Genomic DNA, 20,110 nt, shown 5'->3' with positions numbered 1-20,110 from the left:
CGGTCCGGCATCCGGACCTCTGCTAGGGTCGGCGGCGTCACGGCCGGGCCCGCTCCGAGAAGATCCCCGCCCGCGCCAACCGCAGCTCGGAACGGACGAGTTCGAGCAGGCGGCCCGACCAGTTGCGGCCGCTGCCGGTGTTGTCGCCCCAGAAGGCGGAGTCCATGTCGTCGTAGATCAGCGTGGCGTCGTCCGTCCCGAGCAGGACCTCGGCGAGCCCGGGGTGCTGCTCGTACTTGGCGCGCAGCAGCTGCGTCATGACGGCGGTCCGGACGTGCGCCCAGTCCGGGCGGCGGGGCGAACCGGCCGCGAGGACGCGGGCCGCGACGGCGGTGTCCGCCGTGGCGATGGCTTGCCGGGTCTCGGGGTCGGCGGCGGACAGGGACCAGTACGCGTGGGCGGCGGAGGGGTAGTCCGTGTCCACGACCGTGATCGGGGCGGGGTAGTCGTGGCGCAGGCCGGTCTTGCCGGGGTCGGCCACCGGTTCCCTCGGGTAGGAGTGCGGCAGCTGTACGGCCGGTGCGTACGACGCCACCGGTCCGTCGGCGGGGACGCGGGTGCCCCGCTCGGCGATCCAGCGGGCGCGGTCCTCGAAGTAGGCGACGGCGCGGTCGTAGTTCTCCTGGGTCACCGTCCCGTCGAACGACAGGTAGGTCTGCCCACCGGGCCCCGCGACCAGGATCCGCAGCGGCCAGTCCTTGCTGTCCATGTCGCCCAGGGCGTAGCGGCGCTGCGACTCGTGGACGGCCAGGAAGGCGTCCCGGGCGGCGGCCCGGTTCTCCTCGGTCCGGTCGGCGAGGAAGACGTCGACCGCCGCCAGACAGCGGCCGGTCGCGTCGGGGCGACCGTTCAACTCGTCGATGCTGTCCCGGACTTCGGCGAGCAGCTGCTCGGGCGTGAGCCAGCTCTCCGGTTCGCCGAACCTCCAGTCCGCGAGCTCGAAGGCGGAGACCTCACCGCCCTCCGGGAGGGTGGTGGCCACCCAGCCGCTGTGCAGCTTCTCCTCGAACTCGGCAAGGGTGACCAGTCCCCAGCAGTCGACGAGCCCGTCCGCATAGATGAACAGGTCCGTGAGGTGGTACGTGCCGCCGTTGCGGATGAAGGCGGGCCGCCACGTTCCGGGGATACGGACGCCGTCCGCGGTGCGATGGGTGATCCGATTGCCGACCATCCCGGGATTGTGCCGCAGCGGACGGCGCACGGGTGGTGAATTTCCGTGGATGGCCGGGCCCGGCTGGAGGCGGCAGGGGTGATCACTGACCGAGGATCAGCTGGGTGCCGTCGGAGCCGACTGCTATCGCCTTGACCCGGGCGTCGCTCTCCTGGGTCCAGTTGTAGAGCCCGATGCCGTTCTTCGCGTACACCGTGCCGTCGTTGTCGAGGATCATCTGGACACCGGCGTTGGTGGAGATCGCCTTGACGCGGGCGTCGCTCTCCTTCGTCCAGTTGTAGGGACCGATGCCGCTCCTCGCGAGCACCGTACCGTCGTTCTCGAGAATCATCTGCGTACCGTCGGAGCCGACCGCGATCGCCTTGACTCCCGGGTCACTCTCCTTCACCCAGCCGTAGAGACCGATGCCGCTCTTCGCCAGCACCGCGCCGGAGCTGTCCAGGATCATCTGCGTGCCGTCCGAGCCGACAGCGATGGCCTTGACCCCCGGGTCACTTTCGAGCGTCCAGTTGTAGAGACCGATGCCGCTCTTCGCCAGGACCGCGCCGTTGCGGTCCAGGATCATCTGGACGCCCCCGTTGGTGGAGATCGCCTTGACCCCCGGGTCGCTCTCCAGGGTCCAGCCATAGAGCCCGATGCCGTTCTTCGCCAGCACCGAGCCGGAGCTGTCCAGGATCATCTGCGTACCGTCCGAGCCGACCGCGATCGCCTTGACCCCGGGGTCACTCTCCTTCACCCAGCCGTAGAGACCGATGCCGCTCTTGGCGTACACCACACCGTCGTTGTCCAGGATCATCTGGACACCGCCACCGGTCGCCTGGGCGGCCACCAGCGGGTCGCTCTCCTTGGTCCAGTTGTAGAGCCCGATGCCGTTCTTGGCGAAGACCGCGTTGTTGCTGGCGGTGAACCAGCCGCCCCCGTACGTGTGGTCCTGGCCGTCGATCTCGTTGGCGATCATGCTGACCGAGTAGGTGCCGTTGGCCAGGTCGGTGGTGTCGAAGGCGTACGGGTAGTTCTGCGCGCCGCCGCCGGCCCGCACCTCGACGTGGTAGCCGTTCGGGCCGTCGATCACGTAGTCGAGCCACTGGATGACGCCGCTCTGGGTGGGGTGCGAGGTGAGGTTCACGGTCCGGGAGAGGGTCTGGCCGGAGTTGAAGCCCCACAGCGTGACGTCGAATCCGGCCGGGACCACCGGAGCGCCGACGGGGCTGATGTAGCCGATGACCTTCTGGCCCCAGTTCTGGTTGACGGTCGGGTTCAGACCGGTGGTCTGCTGCACGACGTGGTTCTCGTTGCCGCCGACGGTGGTGATGTTCGTCCGGGAGCCGACGCTCTTGACCAGGCTGACGTGCTGCACGTCGTCGAAACCGAGGCTGCCCGGGCTGCTCGGCAGGCTCGCGCCGTTCGCGGCCCAGATCACGGCGTCGCCGGGCTGAGGGGTGTAGCCGCTGTCGCCGACCCAGTGGAAAGTACCGTGCTCCGTACCGTACTTGGCGAAGGTGTAGGCGGCGGCCGTGATGGTCCCGGTGCCGAGGACGCCGGCCTGGTTCCACGTCCACTTCGCGAAGTCGGCGCACCACTCCTCGCCGGTGCTGCAGCTGCCGAGGAAGCCGGTGCCTCCCGCGCTGTTCGTGCTGCACGGCCCCGCTCCGACGTTGGCCGCGGCGATGCCGGCCGCCGAGTTTCCCTGCGTGGTGGCGGCGGACGCGGGTCCGGCGACGGTGCCGGCGAGCAGAACGGTACCGAGAACGGTGGCGGAGGCGAGCTTGGTGAGGCGAGCGGAGACACGCGGCATGGTTGTTCCTCAGGTAGGTAACCCAGGCTCAGCACACCGGAGTTGCTGCTGTGGTGAGCGAGGAGGTCTTGGCGATGCCCCAAGCTTCGTCGTCGGCCACACGCACAGGTAGGGCTCCGGCCTGTCGGAAAGGCGCCGGGCGGGTTCTCGACAGGAGGTCCGCGCACCGGCGTGAACCCCGAAGGAGGAGCGGAGGGAGCGCGTTCACCCCGTCACGCTCGACCGATCTGCTCCTCACGGACCTCGCCCCGTGCATCACCAATCCCGAGGGCCGGCGCAACGGCGAACCGGTCTTCACCGCCGCCGACACCGCGCGTCCGTGCTCAGGCGGCCGGGCAGTGGTCGAGGAGGTGGGTGAAGGCCTCGGAGAGGGCGGCAGCCGGGTAGGTGAGGAGGAGGGTGGTGAGGTCGGCGGAGGCGATGGCGTAGTGCTCGGCGTCGTGGGAGAGGTCGTCCCAGGCCTCCCAGCGGTGGGCGCGCAGGAGGTGGTGGCCGCAGCGGTTGCAGCGTATCCAGGGGGTCAGGAGCAGGCCGGGGAGGGCGGGGCCGCCGGGGAGGAGTTCGGCGCCCTCGGTCTCGCCGTCCAGGAGGCGGACGGGGGCCGACGCCCCGTCACCGAGGCAGCGCAGCAGGCCCGGTGCGAGGAGCTCGCGTACGCCCCACGCTTCCGCGAACACCGAGATCAGGGCCCGGTCGGCTCCGCCGAGGGGCACCTGGAAGGCGAGCAGGCCCTCCACCAGCAGCCGGAGGCCGGCCTCCTGCTCGCCGGTCTCCCAGCAGTCCTTGACCCCCTGACCTGCGGCCTCCGGGAGGAGGGAGGCGAGCCGGTACCACTGGGTCCTGTCCACGTTCATGATCTGGACTCTAACCCCCGCACCACCGAGCACCTCCCGACGGTCCGTCAGTCCCGGCGCCGCGCGGACGGCCGGGCCGCGGCAACGGCGGCGAGCACGGCCACGGCCGCCGCCGCACCGGGGTCGGTCCGCAGCGGGAAGGGGGCGAGGGCCGCACGAGCAGGCCAGGCTCGCGCTGGCCGAGCTGCGCGAAGTGATCTGCGGCGTGCACCCGCAGGTGCTGACCGACCGGGGCCTGGCCGCCGCGGCCACCGAGGCGGCGAGCCGCTCGCCGGTGCCGGCCGCCGTGGACATCGCGCTGCCCGGGCAGGTGCCGGCCTCGGTCGAGGCGACGGCCTCCTTCATGGTGGCGGAGGCGCTGGCGAACGTGGCCAAGCACAGCGGCGCCGCCCGGGCCGAGGTCCGGGGGCGGCTGCTCGGCGAACTGCTGGTGCTGGAGGTCAGCGACGACGGCACCGGCAGGGCGGACCCGGCCGCCGGCACCGCGCGGCGCCGGGGTCGGCTACCTGCTCAAGGGCCCGGCCTCCGAGGGGCGTTCGCGGTCGGGCCAAACGGTGATGTGGTCCTCCTCCAGGACCAGCCGCACCCGGTGCGCCAGGCCCAGCGATTCGGTGAACTCGCGCGGGAGTTGGAGGCGGCCGACCCGGTCGAGGACGGCGTACTCCTGGCCGGCGAGCCGGGCGTCCGCCTCCTCGGCGTGCCGGAGCACCTCGGTCGAGATCCGGCCGTCGCGGATGCGCACCGTGCGGCGGACCTGGTCGGCGACCAGGGCGTCGTGGGTGACGATCAGGACGGTGGTGCCGAGTTCGGAGTTGGCCGCGCGCAGCGCGCCGAAGACCTCCTCGGAGGTGGAGCTGTCCAGCTCGCCGGTGGGCTCGTCGGCGAGCAGCAGCTGCGGACGGTTGGCCAGCGCGACGGCGATCGCGACCCGCTGCTGCTCGCCGCCGGACAGCGCGGCCGGGGTGCGCCCGGCCGCCCGGGCGATGCCCATCAGGTCGAGCAACTCCATGGCGCGGGCGTCCCGTTGGCGGCGCGGCAGGCCCGCGTAGGCCATCGGGAGCTGGACGTTCTCACGGGCCGTCAGGTACGGCAGCAGGTTGCTCGCGGTCTGCTGCCGCACCACCCCGACGGTGCGGCGCCGGTAGACCGTACGGGCCCGGCGCCCGAGCGCGGACAGGTCGGTCCCGGCGACCCGGACGGCGCCCGCGCTCGGGGTGTCCCGGCCGGCCAGGATGCCGAGCAGGGTGGACTTGCCGGAGCCCGACGCGCCGACCAGGGCCAGGAGTTCGCCCTCCTGGACGGTGAGGTCCAGCCCCTGGAGGGCCTGGACCTCGGTGCTCCGGCGCCCGGCCGTTCCGGTGCGGTAGATCCGTACCAGGCTCTCGCAGGCCACCATGGGCGCGGCGGCCCGTCCGGCGTCACCCTCGGTCGTGAGGCGGGCGGTTGGTTCGGTCGTACGGACGGTCACAGGGCCTCCCCCAGTCGCAGCACGGCCCCGAGGCCGCGTCGGCGGCTGACCGCCGCCTCGAGTGCGGCGGCCCCGAGGAGCAGCGCCGCCAGTGCGGTGCCGAGCACCGCGGTGGTGGTCCAGTCGACCTGGACGGCCGGTTCGAACGGTCCGCCGGTGAGCGCCCGCAGCTCCAGGCCGGGGCCCAGCGCGGCGGGGAGCAGCGCTCCGAGCGCGGTGCCGCCGACCACCGAGGTGGCGAACAGCGGTAGCAGCTGGAGCAGTTGGAGTGCCGTCACGCGCGGGCCGCCGAGCCCCAGGGTGCGCAGGTAGGAGGTGGTGCGGGCGCGTTCGGCGGAGCTGAGCACCAGCTCCAGGGCGACCGCGCCGAGCGCGAGCAGCAGCGCCGTCCCGGTGGTGAGCCGGAAGGCCAGCCGGAGCGAGCGGGCCAGTCCGTCGGAGCTCAGCACGGCGAACTCCTCGCCACGGTCCCGGAGTTCGACGGCCGGGCCGACCACTCCGGCCGGGGCGAGCGCGGACCCGGCCGCGGTCCGGACAGCGGCCAGGTCCACCGGCGGGCCGTCGGCGGCCGGGTGGAGCAGCAGGGCGGACGGGTGACCGCCGGAGGCGGGCAGCGCCTGCTGTGCCTGTGGGTCGGTGAAGACCAGCAGGGCGGCGGGCGGCCCGCCGGTGCCGAGCACCGGCCCGAGGACCGGGTCACGCAGGGCCTCGGCGGGGAGCGTCCCGACCACCCGGACGCGGAAGTTGGTGGCACCGAAGGCCGCCACCTCCAGGACGCCGTCGGCGAAGGAGCGGGCCAGCGCGGGGTCGGCCAGCGCCGTCCACACCCGTCCGTCGGCCGGGGCACCCTCCGTCGAGGCGCCGTCGGACGGGCCCGCCTCCCGGGCGGCCAGCAGGGCGGCGGCCAGCGGGGAGGTGGGCACGGCGCCGCGCAGGGCTTCGGCGTCCAGGGCGACCAGTTCGGCGGCCGGGACGGTGGTGCCGCTCTCCACCGCGGTCAGCTCGCCACCGGCGCCGGTGACCAGCACCTGGTGGCCCACGCTCCGGACTCCTGACAGGTCGTCGGGCAGGCGGCCGCGCGGGCCGACCAGGGCCGTCGGCGCTCCGCCGGTGCGCCAGTCGGCGGTCTGCGCGCGGCTGTCCTCCAGGGTGCGCGCGACCATGCCGCCGAAGACCCCGCTGCCCATCGCCAGGACCAGCACCAGCAGCGCGAGCCCGGCGGCGCCGCTCTGGGTGCCGGCCCGGGCCAGTGCCACCAGCGGCACCACGCCGGAGGACCGGCGGGCCCAGCGGGTGGCACGCAGCAGCAGCGGGGGCAGCGCCCTGATCAGCGCCATCACCAGGGCCAGCGCCAACAGGACCGGGACCAGGGCCAGTTGGAGGTCGATCCCTTCCCCGGAGAAGGCACCCCGGCTGCGCAGCGCGGCCAGCCCGGCCCCGGCCACGAGCAGCACCAGGGCCTCCAGCACGATCCGGCGCGAGCGCGGCAGTGTCCCGGCCCGCCCGGCCGTGGCGAGCAGGACGGCGGCGGGGGCGCACCAGACCAGCACCGCGGCCACCAGCACCGGCCCCGCCGGACCGAGCTCCGCGCCCGGTGGCGCGAGGGCCCGTCCGAGCACCCACCCCACGGCCACGCCGAGGCCCACCGGCAGCGCCGCCTCGGCCAGCAGACGGCCCGCGATGCCCGACAGCCGTGCACCACGCGAGAGTTGGAGCGCGAAGGCGCCGGCCCTGCGCCGGGTGCCGAGCCGGGCAGCGGCCACGCCGGTGGCCACCACCACCGTGAGGGTGCCGGCCAGCGCGAAGCCCTGGAGCTGCTCGGTGCGTCCGCGCTGAGCGGCGAAGGAGTCGAGTTCGGGGGTGAGACGGTCGATCAGCTCAGGGCGCGAGAACCGGTGGTCGTCCAGCCGGCAGGACCCGGCGGTCGCCGTCTTGCAGAGCCTTTCCGTCTCGACCGCGCGCAGGGCGGCAAGCGCTGTCCGCTGCGCGGCGAGCCCGGCCCGGGTGGCGGCGCGGCCGGAGCGGTCGACGGTCACCGTCAGGTCCCAGTCCACCTCCAGCGGCACCCTGCCCCGGGCCTCGGTCTGCTCGATTCCCCCGGCGCTGGTCAGCAGCTGGCCGTTCAGCTGGCTGCCGACACGGGAGTTCACGGTCACCGGAGTGACCAGAAGGGGGTACTGCTGCCAGAGTCGGGCGCCGCCCCGGTCGGTGCGGAAGACCCCGACCACGACCACCGGGGTGCTCCACTGCTCACCCTTGAGCTCGAACCGCTGACCGACCGTCAGACCGAGGCCGGCCAGACCGCTCTCGGAGAGGGCGACCTCGACCGGCGGCGGGTCGGCCGGCCGCTCCTCCCCCTTCACCCGCTCCGGGTCGGCCGGCGGCTCGGACGGGGCCCGGCCCCGGACGTACTCCACCGGGCCGTCGGCGCCGGGCTGCGCGTGGGCGAGGCTGAGCAGGGGCGGCAGGCCGTTGAAGGTCCGCACGCCGGGCCCCTCGGCCGTCGCGGACGGGGTGGACACCCGGCCCCGGGGAGGGACCGGCGGTCCGGGGAGCAGCTCCCCGGCCGCGCGGCGCAGTCCTTCGCCGAGCTCGTCCAGGGACTTGCCGAGGGTGCCCCGGCCCACCGGCGCCGGATCCAGGGTGGGGTAGTCGGAGACCGGGTCGCTGGTGGTGCGGGCGGCGAGCAGCGGGCCGGACTGCTGGGCACGGCCCAGCCGCTCGGCGAGCGTGTCGGCCGCCAACCGGTCGAATCGGGCCGGCCAGCTCAGCGGCAGGGCGGTGAGCAGGACCGCCAGCATCGCCAGGACGGCGGCCACCGGCCACCCGATCCGTGCCTCGCGCAGGATCAGACGCAGCGTCAGCATCCCCGGCCCCTCCCGTCGTTCCCCCGGGCCGCTGCCGCGACCACTCCGTCCGTCCACATCAGCCGGCCGCCCGCCCCGCCCGCGCCCCTGTCGCTCATCCGTCCTCCCCCGCCCTCAGCACCCTGACCAGGTCCACCTTGGCCAGCAGCCGGGTGAGCACCAGCACCGCGAGCGTCAGCAGCACCCCGCTCCCCAGGGCCGTGACCAGGGCGGCGGGCCGGCCCGGCGCCACCAGCAGCGCCGGGTAGAGCGGTCCGGCCGCGTCGTCCAGCACCAGCAGCGGCAGCAGCCCGGTGAGCAGCAGTCCCAGCAGCCCGCCGAGCAGGACGGGCAGGGCCGTCACCGCCACCTGTTCGGCGCGCAGCAGCCCGACCAGTTCGGAGCTCCGCACCCCGAGGGCGCGCAGCACCGCGAACTCGCGCCGCCTGGCCCGGGCCGCGCCCACCGTGTGCAGGGTCAGCGCCGTCACCGCGAACAGCGGCGCGGTGGCCAGCACCAGCAGCCAGGCGCCGCGCAGCCCGGCCCGGAAGGAGTCGTCGCGCAGTCCCTCGGCCACCGTCAGGGCGCTCTCCACCCGGCCGAGTTCACCCCGCTGCCCGGCGGCGGCCCGGGTGGCCGCCGGGTCCGAGCTCCGCAGCCACCAGCGGCTGTCGCCGGGCGGCGCCAGGCCGGCCGCCGCGCGGGCGGCGGCCAGCGCGCGCAGGTCGAGGAGCAGATGCCCCCGGTCCCGTTGGTCGCCGGGCAGGGCGTCGACGGCCGCGGTGATCCGCACCTGCTGGACGCTCAGCGATCCCTGCTCCCAGCCCAGTTGGACGGTGTCGCCGACGGCCGCGCCCAGCGTGGACAGCAGCGCCCGGTCGGCGACGGCGGGGAGGGTGGGCCTGGCGGTATCGGGACCGGTACCGGGCAGCACCACGAAGACCGCGTCGCGGTTGGCCTGGTCCGTCTTCGCGGTGGGGTCCTGGGAGCGCAGCACCGTGTGCAGCAGCTCGTCATCGCCGCCCCACCACGTACAGGCGGTGGCCCACGCGTCCTCCGGGAAGCCAACCGAGTACTTGCTCGTGCTGCCCTTCGCACCGGGGCAGCCGACCACCACGGGCTCCCCGAAGGCCGTACCGGAGCGGTACCAGCTGCTCCCCTGCGGAAGCGCCAGCGCCGCGCCCGTGGCAGGGCCGGCCGCGCTGATCCGGGGCACGCTCACCTCCAGGGTGGTGCGCGCCTCCAGGTCGGCCGGGAAGTGGACACCGAGGCGGCTGACCGTCAGGGGGTGGGCCCTGCGCTCACTGTCGGCGAGCGGGACGGTCAGGGTGTGCGGGCGGCCGTCGGCGGGAAACGGGGCGGTCAGACGCTCCGTCAGTCCGTTGGCGTCCTGGATCCAGAGGGACAGCTCGGTGCCGGAGAACGGGCGGCCCGCGGTGGCCTGGACGGTCACCTCGAGTCCGGTGGGACGACCCGGTAGGGGCAGGCCGCCGACCGACCCAGCCCCACCGGGCGCCGGGATCAGCGGGGCCAGGAGCTCAGCGGCCGGACGGCCGGCCTGGTCGGCGCGGAGCAGCGGCAGCCCGTGGGCCACGGCGGAGGAGGTGTCCACGGCGACGGTCTGCACGACCGTGCCGCCCACGTAGGCCGGCCGCTCCGCGACCGGGGTCACCCCCGTGACGCCCGGGAGCGCGGCCAGCGCCGCCTGACGCTGCGTCACCGGACCGGACACCCCGGTCAGCCGCAGGTCGGCGCCGACCGCGAAGGCGGCCTGGTCCCGGTCCCCGGCGGGCAGCGCGCCCAGCACTCCGGCGGCCAGGCTGCCGCAGGCCACCGCGAGCACCGTGGCCAGCACCGGCACGGCCTGCCGTCCGCTCTCCCGGCTCAACTGCCAGGCGCCGAGCGGCAGGACCAGGCCCCGGCTGCGGCGGGCGGCCCGCTCCAGCAGCCGCCCGGCCAGCGGGAACAGGCGGAGCATCAGGACCGCTCCGGCCACCGCCATCACCATGGGTGCGAAGACCAGCACCGGGTCCACCCCGGCATCGAGGCCGCCCCCCGGCCGGCGGGCCACCAGCCCTTGGTAGTGGCGCAGTTGGAGGAACCCGAGCACCGCCGGGACCAGCAGCGCCAGGTCCACCCCGGCCCTCTGCAGGCCGAGACGGCGCGAGCCGCCCCGCCGCGCGGCCCACCGGCGGGCCGGGCCGGCCAGCTGCACCGCCAGCGGCAGCAGCAGGGCCCCGCCGTGCACCAGCAGCGCGAACCCGGCGGCCCACCAGGCCGTCCGAGCGCCGTCCGCCGCCAGGGCGGCCAGCGCCGCCGCCGGCTCGGCACTCTCGGCGCCGTGCGCCCCGGAGGCGCGCAGCACTGAGGCGCGCAGCACGGCGGAGAGCAGCGGGCCGGCGAGCAGCAGCCCGACGGCCGCGGCCGGGACGGCGGCCAGCGCCCACTCGGCGGCCGAGGTGAGCAGCAGCCGGGCCGCCCCGGCGCCCCGGGAGTGCCGCAGGGCCCGTTCGGCGGCGAGCGAGTCGGCCAGCCGACGGGCCGTCAGGATCAGGACCAGGGCCGCCAGGGCCGCCAGCAGCGCGAGCGGGACGGCGGCCTCGGCCCGGGACTTCAGGGCGGGGACGGCCTCGCGGTCGACGGCGCCGGGGAACTCACTGCGCACCCGGGTCTCGGCCAGCGCGGGGGTGCCGCCCCGGTAGACCGACCGCGCGGTGCTCGATCCGGCGAAGGCGGCCACCCGGTCGCGCAGCCCGGCCAGGCCGGTCAGGGTGAGCCCGCCGGTGTCCGGCTGGGCCAGCCAGACGGCCAGGGTGCGGTCGGCGAAGGCGGGCAGGGTGGTGAGCTGGGCGGGGTCGGCGATCAGGAGTTCCGGGGCATCGCGGTCGGCGCCGCCGAGGTGGTACCAGATCGCGGCGGCCTCCGGGTCGGGCCGGTAGACGCCGGTCACGGTGAGCGGGAGCGGGCCGCCGGAGACCGGGTCGCGGACGGTCGCCGTGCCGCCGGTGTCCAGGCCGAGCCGGTCGGCGGCGCTCTCGGGGAGCGCCACCCGCAGCCCGGCCCCGCCGGCCGCCGAGGGCCAGGCGCCGCTGCGCAGCCGGGCGTGCCGGCCGGGATCGGGGAGGGCGACCGGGAGCCCGGGGAGGGTGGTCTCGGTGGCCTGCCGCCGTCCGGCGGGCGGGAGTTGGAGGTCGAGGGCGCCGACGGCGCGCACCGCGGTCTCGGTGCGGAACGGGGTGCCGCCCATCACCCGGGCCAGCGCGGCCCGCACCGCCCGGTCGGCGGCGGGCAGGCCCTGCGCGTTCCAGCGGGCGTCGACCTCCACCGAGTTGGCGGTGTCCCGGGCGAGCCGCTCGCGCACCCCGACCGTGGCGGCCGCCCCGGCCAGTCCGGTCACCGAGGCCAGCACGGCCACCGCCACCAGAATGCTCACGGCCGCCGAGGCCAGCACCAGACCGTGCTGCGCGACGCGGCGCCCGACCCCCGTCAGTGCCATCCAACTCCCCTCGCCGCCCTCCACGGCGGAGGGGCACGTGCCGGGTGATCCCCCCCTGCACGGAGCTGACGTTCTATCACAGCGATCACCCGGTGGTCTGTACCAATCCGGCCCTTGGGCAGGGCTTCCCGGAGAAGGCGGCAGCATGTCGGCGGGGGCGGTGCCGAACGGCCATCCCACACCTGCCCGAGCGGTCACCGCGGCCCCGTACGCGCGGGAACCTCCGGACCGCACCAGCGGCCCCCACCTCTGCCCATGGGCGCCCCCTCCGCCGCCGGCCGGTCACAACGGCCCATTGACACCGCGAAGTCCGGCGCCGGACGGGCGGAGCTCGGTACCGTCCCAGGTCCGAGCGATCCGTGGGAGGAAGCCGTGTACCGTGACCCCCGACCCGATCCCACCACCAACCTCCAGAGCGTCCTGCGCGGCCTGACGGAGGACCAGAAGGAGTACCTGCGCCGCCCGCCGGCCCAGCCTGGCGCCGCACCGCAGCAGGTCACCGACGCCGAGGCGCTGGCCGAGCTCGCGCTGATCGGCGGCATCGCCCAGCGGGCGCTGATCGAGCTCGGGCAGGACAGGCTCCTCAACGAGGACAGCCTGCCGGACACCCTCCGCCAACACCTCCAGGCGCTCTCCCGGGAGATCCGCCGGGTGACCGAGGGCCACGAGCGGCTGGCGCCGCAGGACGCGCGCACCGCCGTCCGCACCTGGTCCAGGGGCGAGGGGCTGGACGCCGCACGGGCCTACCAGGACCTGCGGCAGCGGCTGGCCGTCGTGCTCGCCGCCCAGGACGCCGCGACGCTGGCGGCCCAGCAGCCGCGGGTGCGCACCGCCCCGCCGCCGCCCGCTCCGCGCACCGACGCCGAGATCCTCCAGGACGAACTGTCGGAGACCCTCGGCCGCAAGGCCCCCAACGGGGACCACGCCGCCGTCAAGGCCATCCTGGTGCTCGGCGGCCGGGCCTACCGCGGCCACAACGACGGGTCCCGGGTCAGCCAGGCCACCTACGACCTGGTGGCGCACCGGGTGGACCGGCTGGAGAAGTGGACCCCCACCGGATGCGCCGAGGTGCACGCGCTGGACGCCTTCGTGGTGGCCCAGGGCTACGCCACCGAGGCCCAGGCGCTCGCCGCCTTCACCGGCAACCAGCCCACCCACCCCGGCGGTTGGATCGCCGCGATGGACGCCCGGGGCCGGACGCCGGACGCCCGCTCCTGGGAGAAGCGCATCCCGTGCGACAACTGCCGGCAGTGGCTGGCCGCCCTGAAGATCCAGGCGGACACCCGGGGCGCCCTCAGCTGACGCCGCTCAACCGGCGGCCGGCCGCCAGACCCTGAGGTGGTCGGCGTTCAGGACGATGGGGGTCGGACCGTCGGGGGCGGGGTGCCAGGCACCGGCGTCGATGGAGAGGTTGAGGATTCTCCGCCGAGTCCCGTACCCCGACGCCCAGTTCGTCCACCGTGAGGCAGCTCGTGGAGCGGACGGTGAGGGTGGCCGCCACCGGCGTGCCGGGGACGGCCCGCTGCGGGGTCAGGCTCTGCTGGCGCACCGGCGGCGCGGCGGCGGCCCCGGTGGCGGGGAGCAGTGGCAGCAGCAGGGTCACGGCGGCCACGGCTGCGCGGCGGGGCAGGGACAACGGTGCTCCGTTCCAGGGGTGTTGAGGGAGGGCGGCGGGCTCAGCCGACGTCGATCGAGAACGCCCGGCTGTGGAGACGGCCGGGCCGGTCGGGGTCGGCCACCGTGACCAGACCGCCCTCCAGCCGCTCGCCGTCACGGACGTCCTCCGCCAGCCGGACGGGGATCAGCACCGTCGCGGTCCGCAGCAGCGGCAGGCCGCCGCGGAAGGAGCGGCTCAGCTCCGCCTGCGCCAGGTGGCAGTTGCGCGGGAAGTACGTACCGGTGGCCAGTGCCCTCAGCGGCACCCGCACGGTGGCTGTGAAGTCCGAACCCACCGCCTCCGGACCGTGGTTGGCGATCAGCGCCCGGACGGTGGTGATCCCGTGCTCGCGGACCCGGTCCACCGAGACGTGCACCACTTCCAGCCCCTCGGGCCGCTCCCCGGCCTGCGGTGCCCCGGCCTCGGCCACCGCCGTCCCGGTCGCCGTCGCGCACACCACGACGGTCGTCACCGCCCGCCACCACCACGCCCGCATCCGCACTCCCCTGCACGACGACCAGTCCGTCCACAGAGCTATCCGCCGCCGGGCCCGGCCCTCCCCGCACACCACACCGTGCGGACCCGCCACCGCACCCGGACGGCGTACGCCCGGGGCCCCGGCCACCAGCCGACCGGGGCCCCGGAGCGGGGGGAGGACTGACGCGCGGTCAGCCCAGGGGTGTGGTGCGGCGGATGGTGAGGGCTCCGGCGGCCTCGGCTCCGCTGGAGGCGTTGATGGCGGAGTCGGGCTTGGGCGGGGCGTGCCGGACGAAGATGCCGGCCGGGCGGCCGCCGAACAGCAGGGGGGCGAGCACGAGTTCGCGTTCGGCGGTGGCGGTGCCCGGCAGGGTGAGGCGGGCCGGGGCCTCGCGGCGCTGGAGGACGTGGCGCTCACCGGGCGCTGCCACGCGGCGGTGCAGCTCCTCTGCCCAGGCGGCGTCGGAGTGGACCAGGCCGAAGGCGATGTCCTTGCCGCCGTAGGCGGCGGTGGGCTTGCAGACCAGCCTGGCCCGCTCGGCCAGCGCCCACTCCAGGGTGGCGGCGTCCAGCACCCTGGTCTCCGGGACGTGGGCCCGGACCAGCTCCCGTTCCTCGGTGGAGAGGAGAGCGGTGAAGCGGGGGTCGAAGAGCAGCGCCAGGTTGGCCTTGTTGTCGTAGAGGGCGGCGGCCGGCGAGCCGATGAAGTCGACCTTCCCGGCGGCGTCCAGCTGCATCAGGCGCCGGGTGAGCGCGGGCGGCACGAAGCGCCGGGTCTCGTCCCAGGTGTAGCCGGTGAAGACGGCGTGCACCCGCTCGCCGCCGAAGCTCACGCCCTCGTCGGAGAGTTCGAGGTCGTGGACCAGGCCGGAGCTGATCCGGTAGCCGGCCGAGCGGATCATGTCGGCGAAGAACCGGCGCCCGCCGGCCAGGTCGGCGGGGTTGGCCGCCGCCTCGAAGACGTGCAGCGGGCCGTCGCCGGTGGTGCGCAGCAGCGAGCCGAAGACCTCCAGCCAGATCCGCGAGGTGTCGGTGCCGTGCAGCCGCAGGCCCTGCCCGGCCAGGTAGCGCGCGTAGCCGGAGTCGGCGGCGGCCGCCGCGTAGGGGGCGCAGGTGCTCAGGCCGCCGAGCGAGACGGCCACGTTGAGCTCGACCAGCTTGAGGCCGTTCTCGCTGACCACCAGGTCGGGCCGCATGAAGGCGGTGGCCACCTTGGCCAGGTGCGGGTGGTCCAGCGCCTCGGCGATCAACTCCGCCTCCACGGACGGCAGTCCGAGGTGGGCGAGCCAGGCGGAGCGGTCCCCGCCGAAGGCCCGCTCGGGGAAGCCGGTGATCAGCTCGGCCAGCCGCAGCGCGGTGGTCTCGGCCGCCGTGACGGCCTCGCCGGTGAGGATCTGCGGCGGGTAGGTGTGCACCCAGCCGGGCCGGTGCAGCCGTTCGGCGAAGACGGCGCCGTCGGCCTCCGCCGCGCCCGTGGCCGCGTACTGCTTCCAGCCGGCCACCGCCCTCGGGTCCAGCCCGTCCCAGGCCACCAGCGGCGCCGATCCGGGCCAGTAGGCGGTCACTTCAGCTTCCCGGAGTCGCGCAGGACCGCCAGCAGGGTGTTGACCGCCTCGGAGGACTTGTCCTCCCCGGTGGCCCGCTTGTGGTAGCTGAGGCCGCCGGGGTTCACCATGTTGACCTCGATGACGTACGGGTAGGCGAGGTCGATGCCGGAGTAGTAGATGCCCTGCTCCATCATCCGGCGGCCCAGCCGGCGGACCAACGCCTCTTCCTCCTCGGTGAGTTCGAGCCGGGAGAACCGCGCGCCGAGGGTGGCGTTGGAGCGGTGGTCGTTCTCCGGGTGGTGGCGGTTGAAGCCGACCACGGGCTGGTCGCCGATGATGATGACGCGCTTCTCGTTCTCCCGGACGTTCGGGATGTACTCCTGGACGGCGGTGTGGCGCTTGGCCATGCCGATCACGTCGCGGCCGTAACGGCCGTACCGGGAGGCCGCGTTGCCGGTGGCGGAGGAGAGCACGGCGGAGCGGTTGCGGTCGGTGCGGTTGACCACGTAGACGTCGGCGCCGCAGCCGTCGCTGGTGGGCTTGACCACCCAGGAGCGCTCGCCGTCGGAGTCGACCAGCTCGTTGAGGTAGTCGAAGTCGTTGGTGACGTAGCTGACCGGGAGGTGCTCCGGCGGCACGATCGCACCCAGGTTGATCTTGGTGTTGAGGTAGAACAGCGCGGTGGCGTCGTTGACGAACGGCACCCGCTGGTTGAGCAGCCAGAGCAGGCGGAAGGAGTCGTCGCCGGACTCGGGGTGGGTACCGGTGAGCACCCAGACCAGGTCGAACTCCTCGGCGGAGGAGTAGGCCCTGGTGAGCGCGGGGAACTCGCCGCCGGCCGCGAACTCCTCGGTGAGCCGCACCCGGTCCACCACGACCACGTTCTCGTGCACGTTCAGGGTGTCGATGTCGCCGACGTGCACCTCGTGGCCCTCGCGGTGCAGCGCGCTGGGGATGATCGAGTGGTTGTTGAGCTCGACGGTGGACGCCTCGGACACCAGGATCAGGATCTTGTAGGACACGGGGTACACGGACCTCTCTGTGCGGGCTGCGGGGCTGCGGTGGAGGGGCTGCGGTGGAGGGGCTGCGGTGGAGGGGCTGCGGGCGGGGAGAGCTGGGGCTGACGGGTGCTCAGGCGCGGGCGCCGGCCACCGCCTTGGCGGTGAGGGTGCGGACGGCGCAGTCCAGCCGCGCCTCCAGCTCGTCCCGGGTGTCGGCGACGGCCAGCACGAAGCCGTGCCGGTCACCGGACTTGAGGATCGGCGAGGGCAGCTGGCCGACCGGGACGGTGATGTGCACCTCCGCCACCCCGGGCAGCGAGGCGACCAGCTCGGTGCTGGTCTCGGGCATCGGGAGGGTGCCGTCGAAGGTGACGTAGCGGATCCCGGCCACCCGGGTCCTGCGGTGCCCGGCGGGCAGCGGCAGGCCGAAGACGGCGGCCATGGCGAGGGCGAACACGTCCTCGCCGAGGGCGAGTTGCTGCATGTCGCTGATCCGGTCGCCACCCGGGCGGCCGTGCGACTCGACCAGCCGGGGGCCGTCACCGGTGAGGATCAGCTCGGTGTGCGAGGGGCCGTAGCGGTAGCCGGCGGCGTCCAGGGTGGCCCGGACCAGGGCGGAGACGGCGGCGTTCTCCGCCTCCGGGAGGCGGACCGGGAGGGTGTGGCCGGTCTCCACGAACTGCGGGGCGCCGGTGGTCCGCTTCTCGGTCACCGCGACGATCCGGTGGCGGCCGGCCACGCTGACCGCCTCCACGCTGTACTCGGGGCCGGTCAGGTACTCCTCGACCAGGTGCGGCCCGGCCCCGGCCTCCCGCGCCTCGCGCAGGAAGGCGGTGGCGTCCTCCCGGTCGGCCAGCAGCCGCACACCGGCGCTGCCGCTGCCGTCCACCGGCTTGACCACGCAGGGCAGGCCGATCCGCTCGATCCCGGCGGCCAGTTCGGCGGGGGTGCGGCCGAGCACGTGCGCCACCGGCTTGCCGGCCCGGTCCCCGACCAGGGCGCGCAGCCGGGCCTTGTCCTTGAACGCGGCCAGCGCCTCGGGCGGGTTGCCCGTCCAGCCGAGCTCCTGGTTGACCTCGGCCGAGACGCCCGAGCCCAGCTCGCCGAACCCGAAGCAGCTGACCGGCCCGGGGAAGGAGAACTCCCGCAGCCTGGCCACCAGTTCGTCCTTGGAGACGGTCCAGGCGGTCTCGATGACCGGCCAGTCGGTGGCCGGGGGCCTCGGCTGGGTGGGGTCGTCCACCACCACGACGGCCAGGCCGAGGGACTCGGCGGCGGCGATCACCGTGTCGCGGGGGCCGAGCAGCACGGCGGTGGGCAGGGTCTCGGGCATCGTCCCGGAGCCTTTCGGTAGGAGGAGGGCGGTGGCCGCGGCCAGGGCCGCCACCGAGCTGACGACGAGCCAGGTCCCGGTGCCCTCGCCCAGGGTCTGCAGCAGCAGCCCGCCGCCGCCGGCGCCGAGCAGGCTGCCCAGCGCGCCCGCCCCGCTCATCGCGCCGAGGGCCAGACCGGTGCGGCGGGCCGAGACGGCCTTGACCGCCTGCTCGTCCAGGCTGGGCGAGACCAGCATCTCGGCCAGGGTGACCGGCAGCACGAAGACCAGCAGCGCGGGCCAGCCGCCGAGCGGGACGAAGACCAGGTAGGCGGCGGCGAAGGAGAGGAAGCCGAGCACCAGCAGGGTGCGGGAGGAGACCCGGCCGAAGACGTGCCGCAGCAGGCCGTACTGGAAGAGCACGCAGAGCACGCCGTTGACGGTGAAGACCGCGGTGATCGCGGCGGGGGTGCCGGTGAGGCGCTCGGCGGTGATCGGCAGCACCACGTTGAGCTGGCTGTAGAGCGCCCAGTAGGCGGTGCCGACCAGCAGCAGCGGCACCCACTGGCGGCGCCGGGCCCGGGCGGCGGCGGGCGTCTCCGGGGTCTCGGCGGCCGCCGCCGGGGCCGGGCCGCCCTTGTGCACCGGCTGCTGGTCACGGGCCGTCAGGTAGAGGCCGAGCAGCAGGTGCGAGGTGATGCAGGCGGCCAGGATCCAGCCGAAGCCGAGCGGGTAGACCGCCGCACCGAGCGCCGGGCCGGCCACCACGCCGACGTTGACGACGGTGGAGCGCAGCGCCAGCATCTCGCGCGGGGCCTCGCCCGCCTCGCGGACCAGCCGGGTCTTGATCGACAGGCCGAGCAGCGAGCCGCCGACGCCGACCGAGACGATCCCGGCCAGCAGGGCGGGCAGCACCGTCCGGCCGCCCGGTCCGACCAGCCCGAGGCCGAGCAGCAGGTACCCGGCGATCCGCAGGGTGAAGCCGGCGCCGAGCACCGTCCGCGGCCGCAGCCGGTCCACCACCGCGCCGCTGACCAGGGAGAAGCCCTGGCTGCTGAAGGACAGCAGGCCGACCAGGAAGCCGATCTGACCGGTCGGCAGACCCTGGGCGGCCAGCCGGACGGCCAGCAGCGGGAGGAACATGAAGGTGGTCAGCCCGGTCAGCAGGACCGTCAGCAGCAGGGCGCGGCCGGTCGCGGAGGTGCGGCGCCAGGTGGTCACGGGCCGGTCACCTCCGGGGCGGGCTCGTCCGACGGCCCGTCAGCGGGCTCGACCAGGTTGGCCATCAGCCAGGCCTCGGTCTCCAGCACCCGCTGCTCGACCTCGGCGAGGTCGGCGCCGCGCACGATGGCGAAGCACAGGTGCGAGGTGCTGTTGGCGGGCTTGGCGCCGGGGGCGAGCGCCGCGTTCACCTCGTAGTGGTCGATCCACTCGAAGGGCGGGCGGGGCGGGGCGCCGACCGGGCGGCCCTGCGGGACCACCGAGACCGAGCCGCGCACGTACTCGGGCGCCGACGCCGGGGCGGGGGGCACCGGCAGGCCGACCGACTGGCGCAACCAGGTGCGGTGCAGGTCCACCCCGTAGGTGGCCTTGGTGAGGAACGGGATGCGGTTGCCTCCGACCCGGGAGGCGATCTCGCAGAGCACCAGCCGGTCGTCGGGGGTGTGGAAGACCTCCAGGTGGTAAGCGCTTGCCTCGGGCGTCTCGAAGGCGTCCAGCACCTGGTCGAGGAACTCCTCCAGCCGGGCCGCGAACTCCTCCTCGGGGTGCAGCTGGAGCGAGCCGTTGTTCTCCCCGGAGAGCACGCCCAGGCAGCTGCGCAGGTAGCGGGAGGAGGCGACGAAGCGGTAGCCGGGCGCGATGACCGCGTCCACGTGGTACATCGGGCCCTCGACGAACTGCTCCACCATCAGGTCGTCGCGCCAGTGCCGCCGGGTGAACCCGACCAGCTCCTCGTCGCCGTACAAGGTGACGATGTCGCGCGAACCTCCCTGCTTCACCGGCTTGACCACCACCGGGTACCCGGTGGCACCGATGAAGTCGGTCAGGTCGGTGACCGTCTCCAGGCGGGCGTAGCGGGCCACCGGCACGGTCTTCTCCGCCGTGCGCTTCATCACCTCCTTGTCGCGGAAGGACAGCGCGCTCTCCGGGGACTGGCCCGGGATGCCCAGGTCGTGGCGGATCCGGGCGGTGCGCTCCAGGTCGTACTCGTTGTCGGTGATCACGTGGGTGAACGGAGCGCCGCCGTCCCCGGCGGAGCGACGGATCATCAGCTCCGGGTACGGGACGAACTCGCAGTCCGGCACGTACTCGTAGTGGGCGAAGCCCTCGGTGCCGGCCAGCTCGTGGTGGCTGTAGACGTGCAGCGCGCCGGCCACCTCGGGGAGCATGGCGGCGTAGTCGCTCTTCGGGCCGTAGTTGATGACGGCGATCTTGGTCATGGTGTGCTGGCCTCTCGGCATGAGGGTGTGTCAGGTGGACCGGGA

At 74.7% G+C, this 20,110-nt stretch carries 12 protein-coding genes; 1 reads left to right on the top strand and 11 read right to left on the bottom strand.

Annotation, left to right across the window (positions count from 1 at the left end; translation table 11 throughout):
• Nucleotides 1–37: 37 nt before the first annotated feature.
• From ACZ6ZR_RS14675 to ACZ6ZR_RS14650, 6 genes are all read right to left on the bottom strand, one after another.
• Nucleotides 38–1,171 (bottom strand): NADAR family protein, encoded by a 1,134-nt coding sequence (locus ACZ6ZR_RS14675; RefSeq protein ID WP_465642462.1) that lies wholly within the window; start codon nt 1,169–1,171, stop codon nt 38–40.
• 82 nt (nt 1,172–1,253) lie between these two features.
• Nucleotides 1,254–2,966, bottom strand: coding sequence for a CHAP domain-containing protein (locus ACZ6ZR_RS14670; protein WP_465642461.1), 1,713 nt, complete (start codon nt 2,964–2,966; stop codon nt 1,254–1,256).
• A 323-nt stretch (nt 2,967–3,289) separates the two neighbouring features.
• Nucleotides 3,290–3,820 (bottom strand): hypothetical protein, encoded by a 531-nt coding sequence (locus tag ACZ6ZR_RS14665; RefSeq protein WP_465642460.1) that lies wholly within the window; start codon nt 3,818–3,820, stop codon nt 3,290–3,292.
• Nucleotides 3,821–4,322: 502 nt separating this feature from the next.
• Nucleotides 4,323–5,288 (bottom strand): ABC transporter ATP-binding protein, encoded by a 966-nt coding sequence (locus tag ACZ6ZR_RS14660; RefSeq protein WP_465642459.1) that lies wholly within the window; start codon nt 5,286–5,288, stop codon nt 4,323–4,325.
• Nucleotides 5,285–8,155: a hypothetical protein gene (locus tag ACZ6ZR_RS14655; protein ID WP_465642458.1), complete on the bottom strand. Its 2,871-nt coding sequence runs from the start codon at nt 8,153–8,155 to the stop codon at nt 5,285–5,287. Before ACZ6ZR_RS14655 ends, ACZ6ZR_RS14660 begins: the two co-directional genes overlap by 4 nt.
• A 94-nt stretch (nt 8,156–8,249) precedes the next feature.
• Nucleotides 8,250–11,630, bottom strand: coding sequence for an FtsX-like permease family protein (locus ACZ6ZR_RS14650; protein ID WP_465642457.1), 3,381 nt, complete (start codon nt 11,628–11,630; stop codon nt 8,250–8,252).
• Nucleotides 11,631–12,002: 372 nt separating this feature from the next.
• Here ACZ6ZR_RS14650 and ACZ6ZR_RS14645 point away from each other — a divergent pair, with 372 nt between their 5' ends.
• On the top strand, nt 12,003–12,932 hold the full coding sequence (locus ACZ6ZR_RS14645) for a hypothetical protein (protein WP_465642456.1): 930 nt from the start codon (nt 12,003–12,005) through the stop codon (nt 12,930–12,932).
• 374 nt (nt 12,933–13,306) lie between these two features.
• Here the strand turns inward: ACZ6ZR_RS14645 and ACZ6ZR_RS14640 are convergent, their stop codons facing one another.
• The 5 genes from ACZ6ZR_RS14640 to ACZ6ZR_RS14620 form a co-directional block, all read right to left on the bottom strand.
• Nucleotides 13,307–13,759: a hypothetical protein gene (locus ACZ6ZR_RS14640; protein WP_465642455.1), complete on the bottom strand. Its 453-nt coding sequence runs from the start codon at nt 13,757–13,759 to the stop codon at nt 13,307–13,309.
• A 196-nt stretch (nt 13,760–13,955) separates the two neighbouring features.
• On the bottom strand, nt 13,956–15,329 hold the full coding sequence (locus ACZ6ZR_RS14635; protein WP_465642454.1) for a hypothetical protein: 1,374 nt from the start codon (nt 15,327–15,329) through the stop codon (nt 13,956–13,958).
• Entirely contained in the window at nt 15,326–16,333 is a 1,008-nt protein-coding gene (locus ACZ6ZR_RS14630; protein ID WP_465642453.1) for an ATP-grasp domain-containing protein, read from the bottom strand. Before ACZ6ZR_RS14630 ends, ACZ6ZR_RS14635 begins: the two co-directional genes overlap by 4 nt.
• A 109-nt stretch (nt 16,334–16,442) precedes the next feature.
• Entirely contained in the window at nt 16,443–18,845 is a 2,403-nt protein-coding gene (locus tag ACZ6ZR_RS14625) for an MFS transporter (RefSeq protein WP_465642452.1), read from the bottom strand.
• Nucleotides 18,842–20,065 carry an ATP-grasp domain-containing protein gene (locus ACZ6ZR_RS14620; RefSeq protein ID WP_465642451.1) on the bottom strand — a complete coding sequence of 408 codons (1,224 nt, stop codon included), beginning with the start codon at nt 20,063–20,065 and terminating at the stop codon, nt 18,842–18,844. Before ACZ6ZR_RS14620 ends, ACZ6ZR_RS14625 begins: the two co-directional genes overlap by 4 nt.
• Between the last annotated feature and the right edge of the window lie 45 nt (nt 20,066–20,110).

It is taken from the genome of Kitasatospora sp. NPDC088742 (assembly GCF_055584905.1).
The sequence above is the reverse complement of the archived record's forward strand: the minus strand, read 5'-3'. Positions and strand labels throughout refer to the sequence as shown.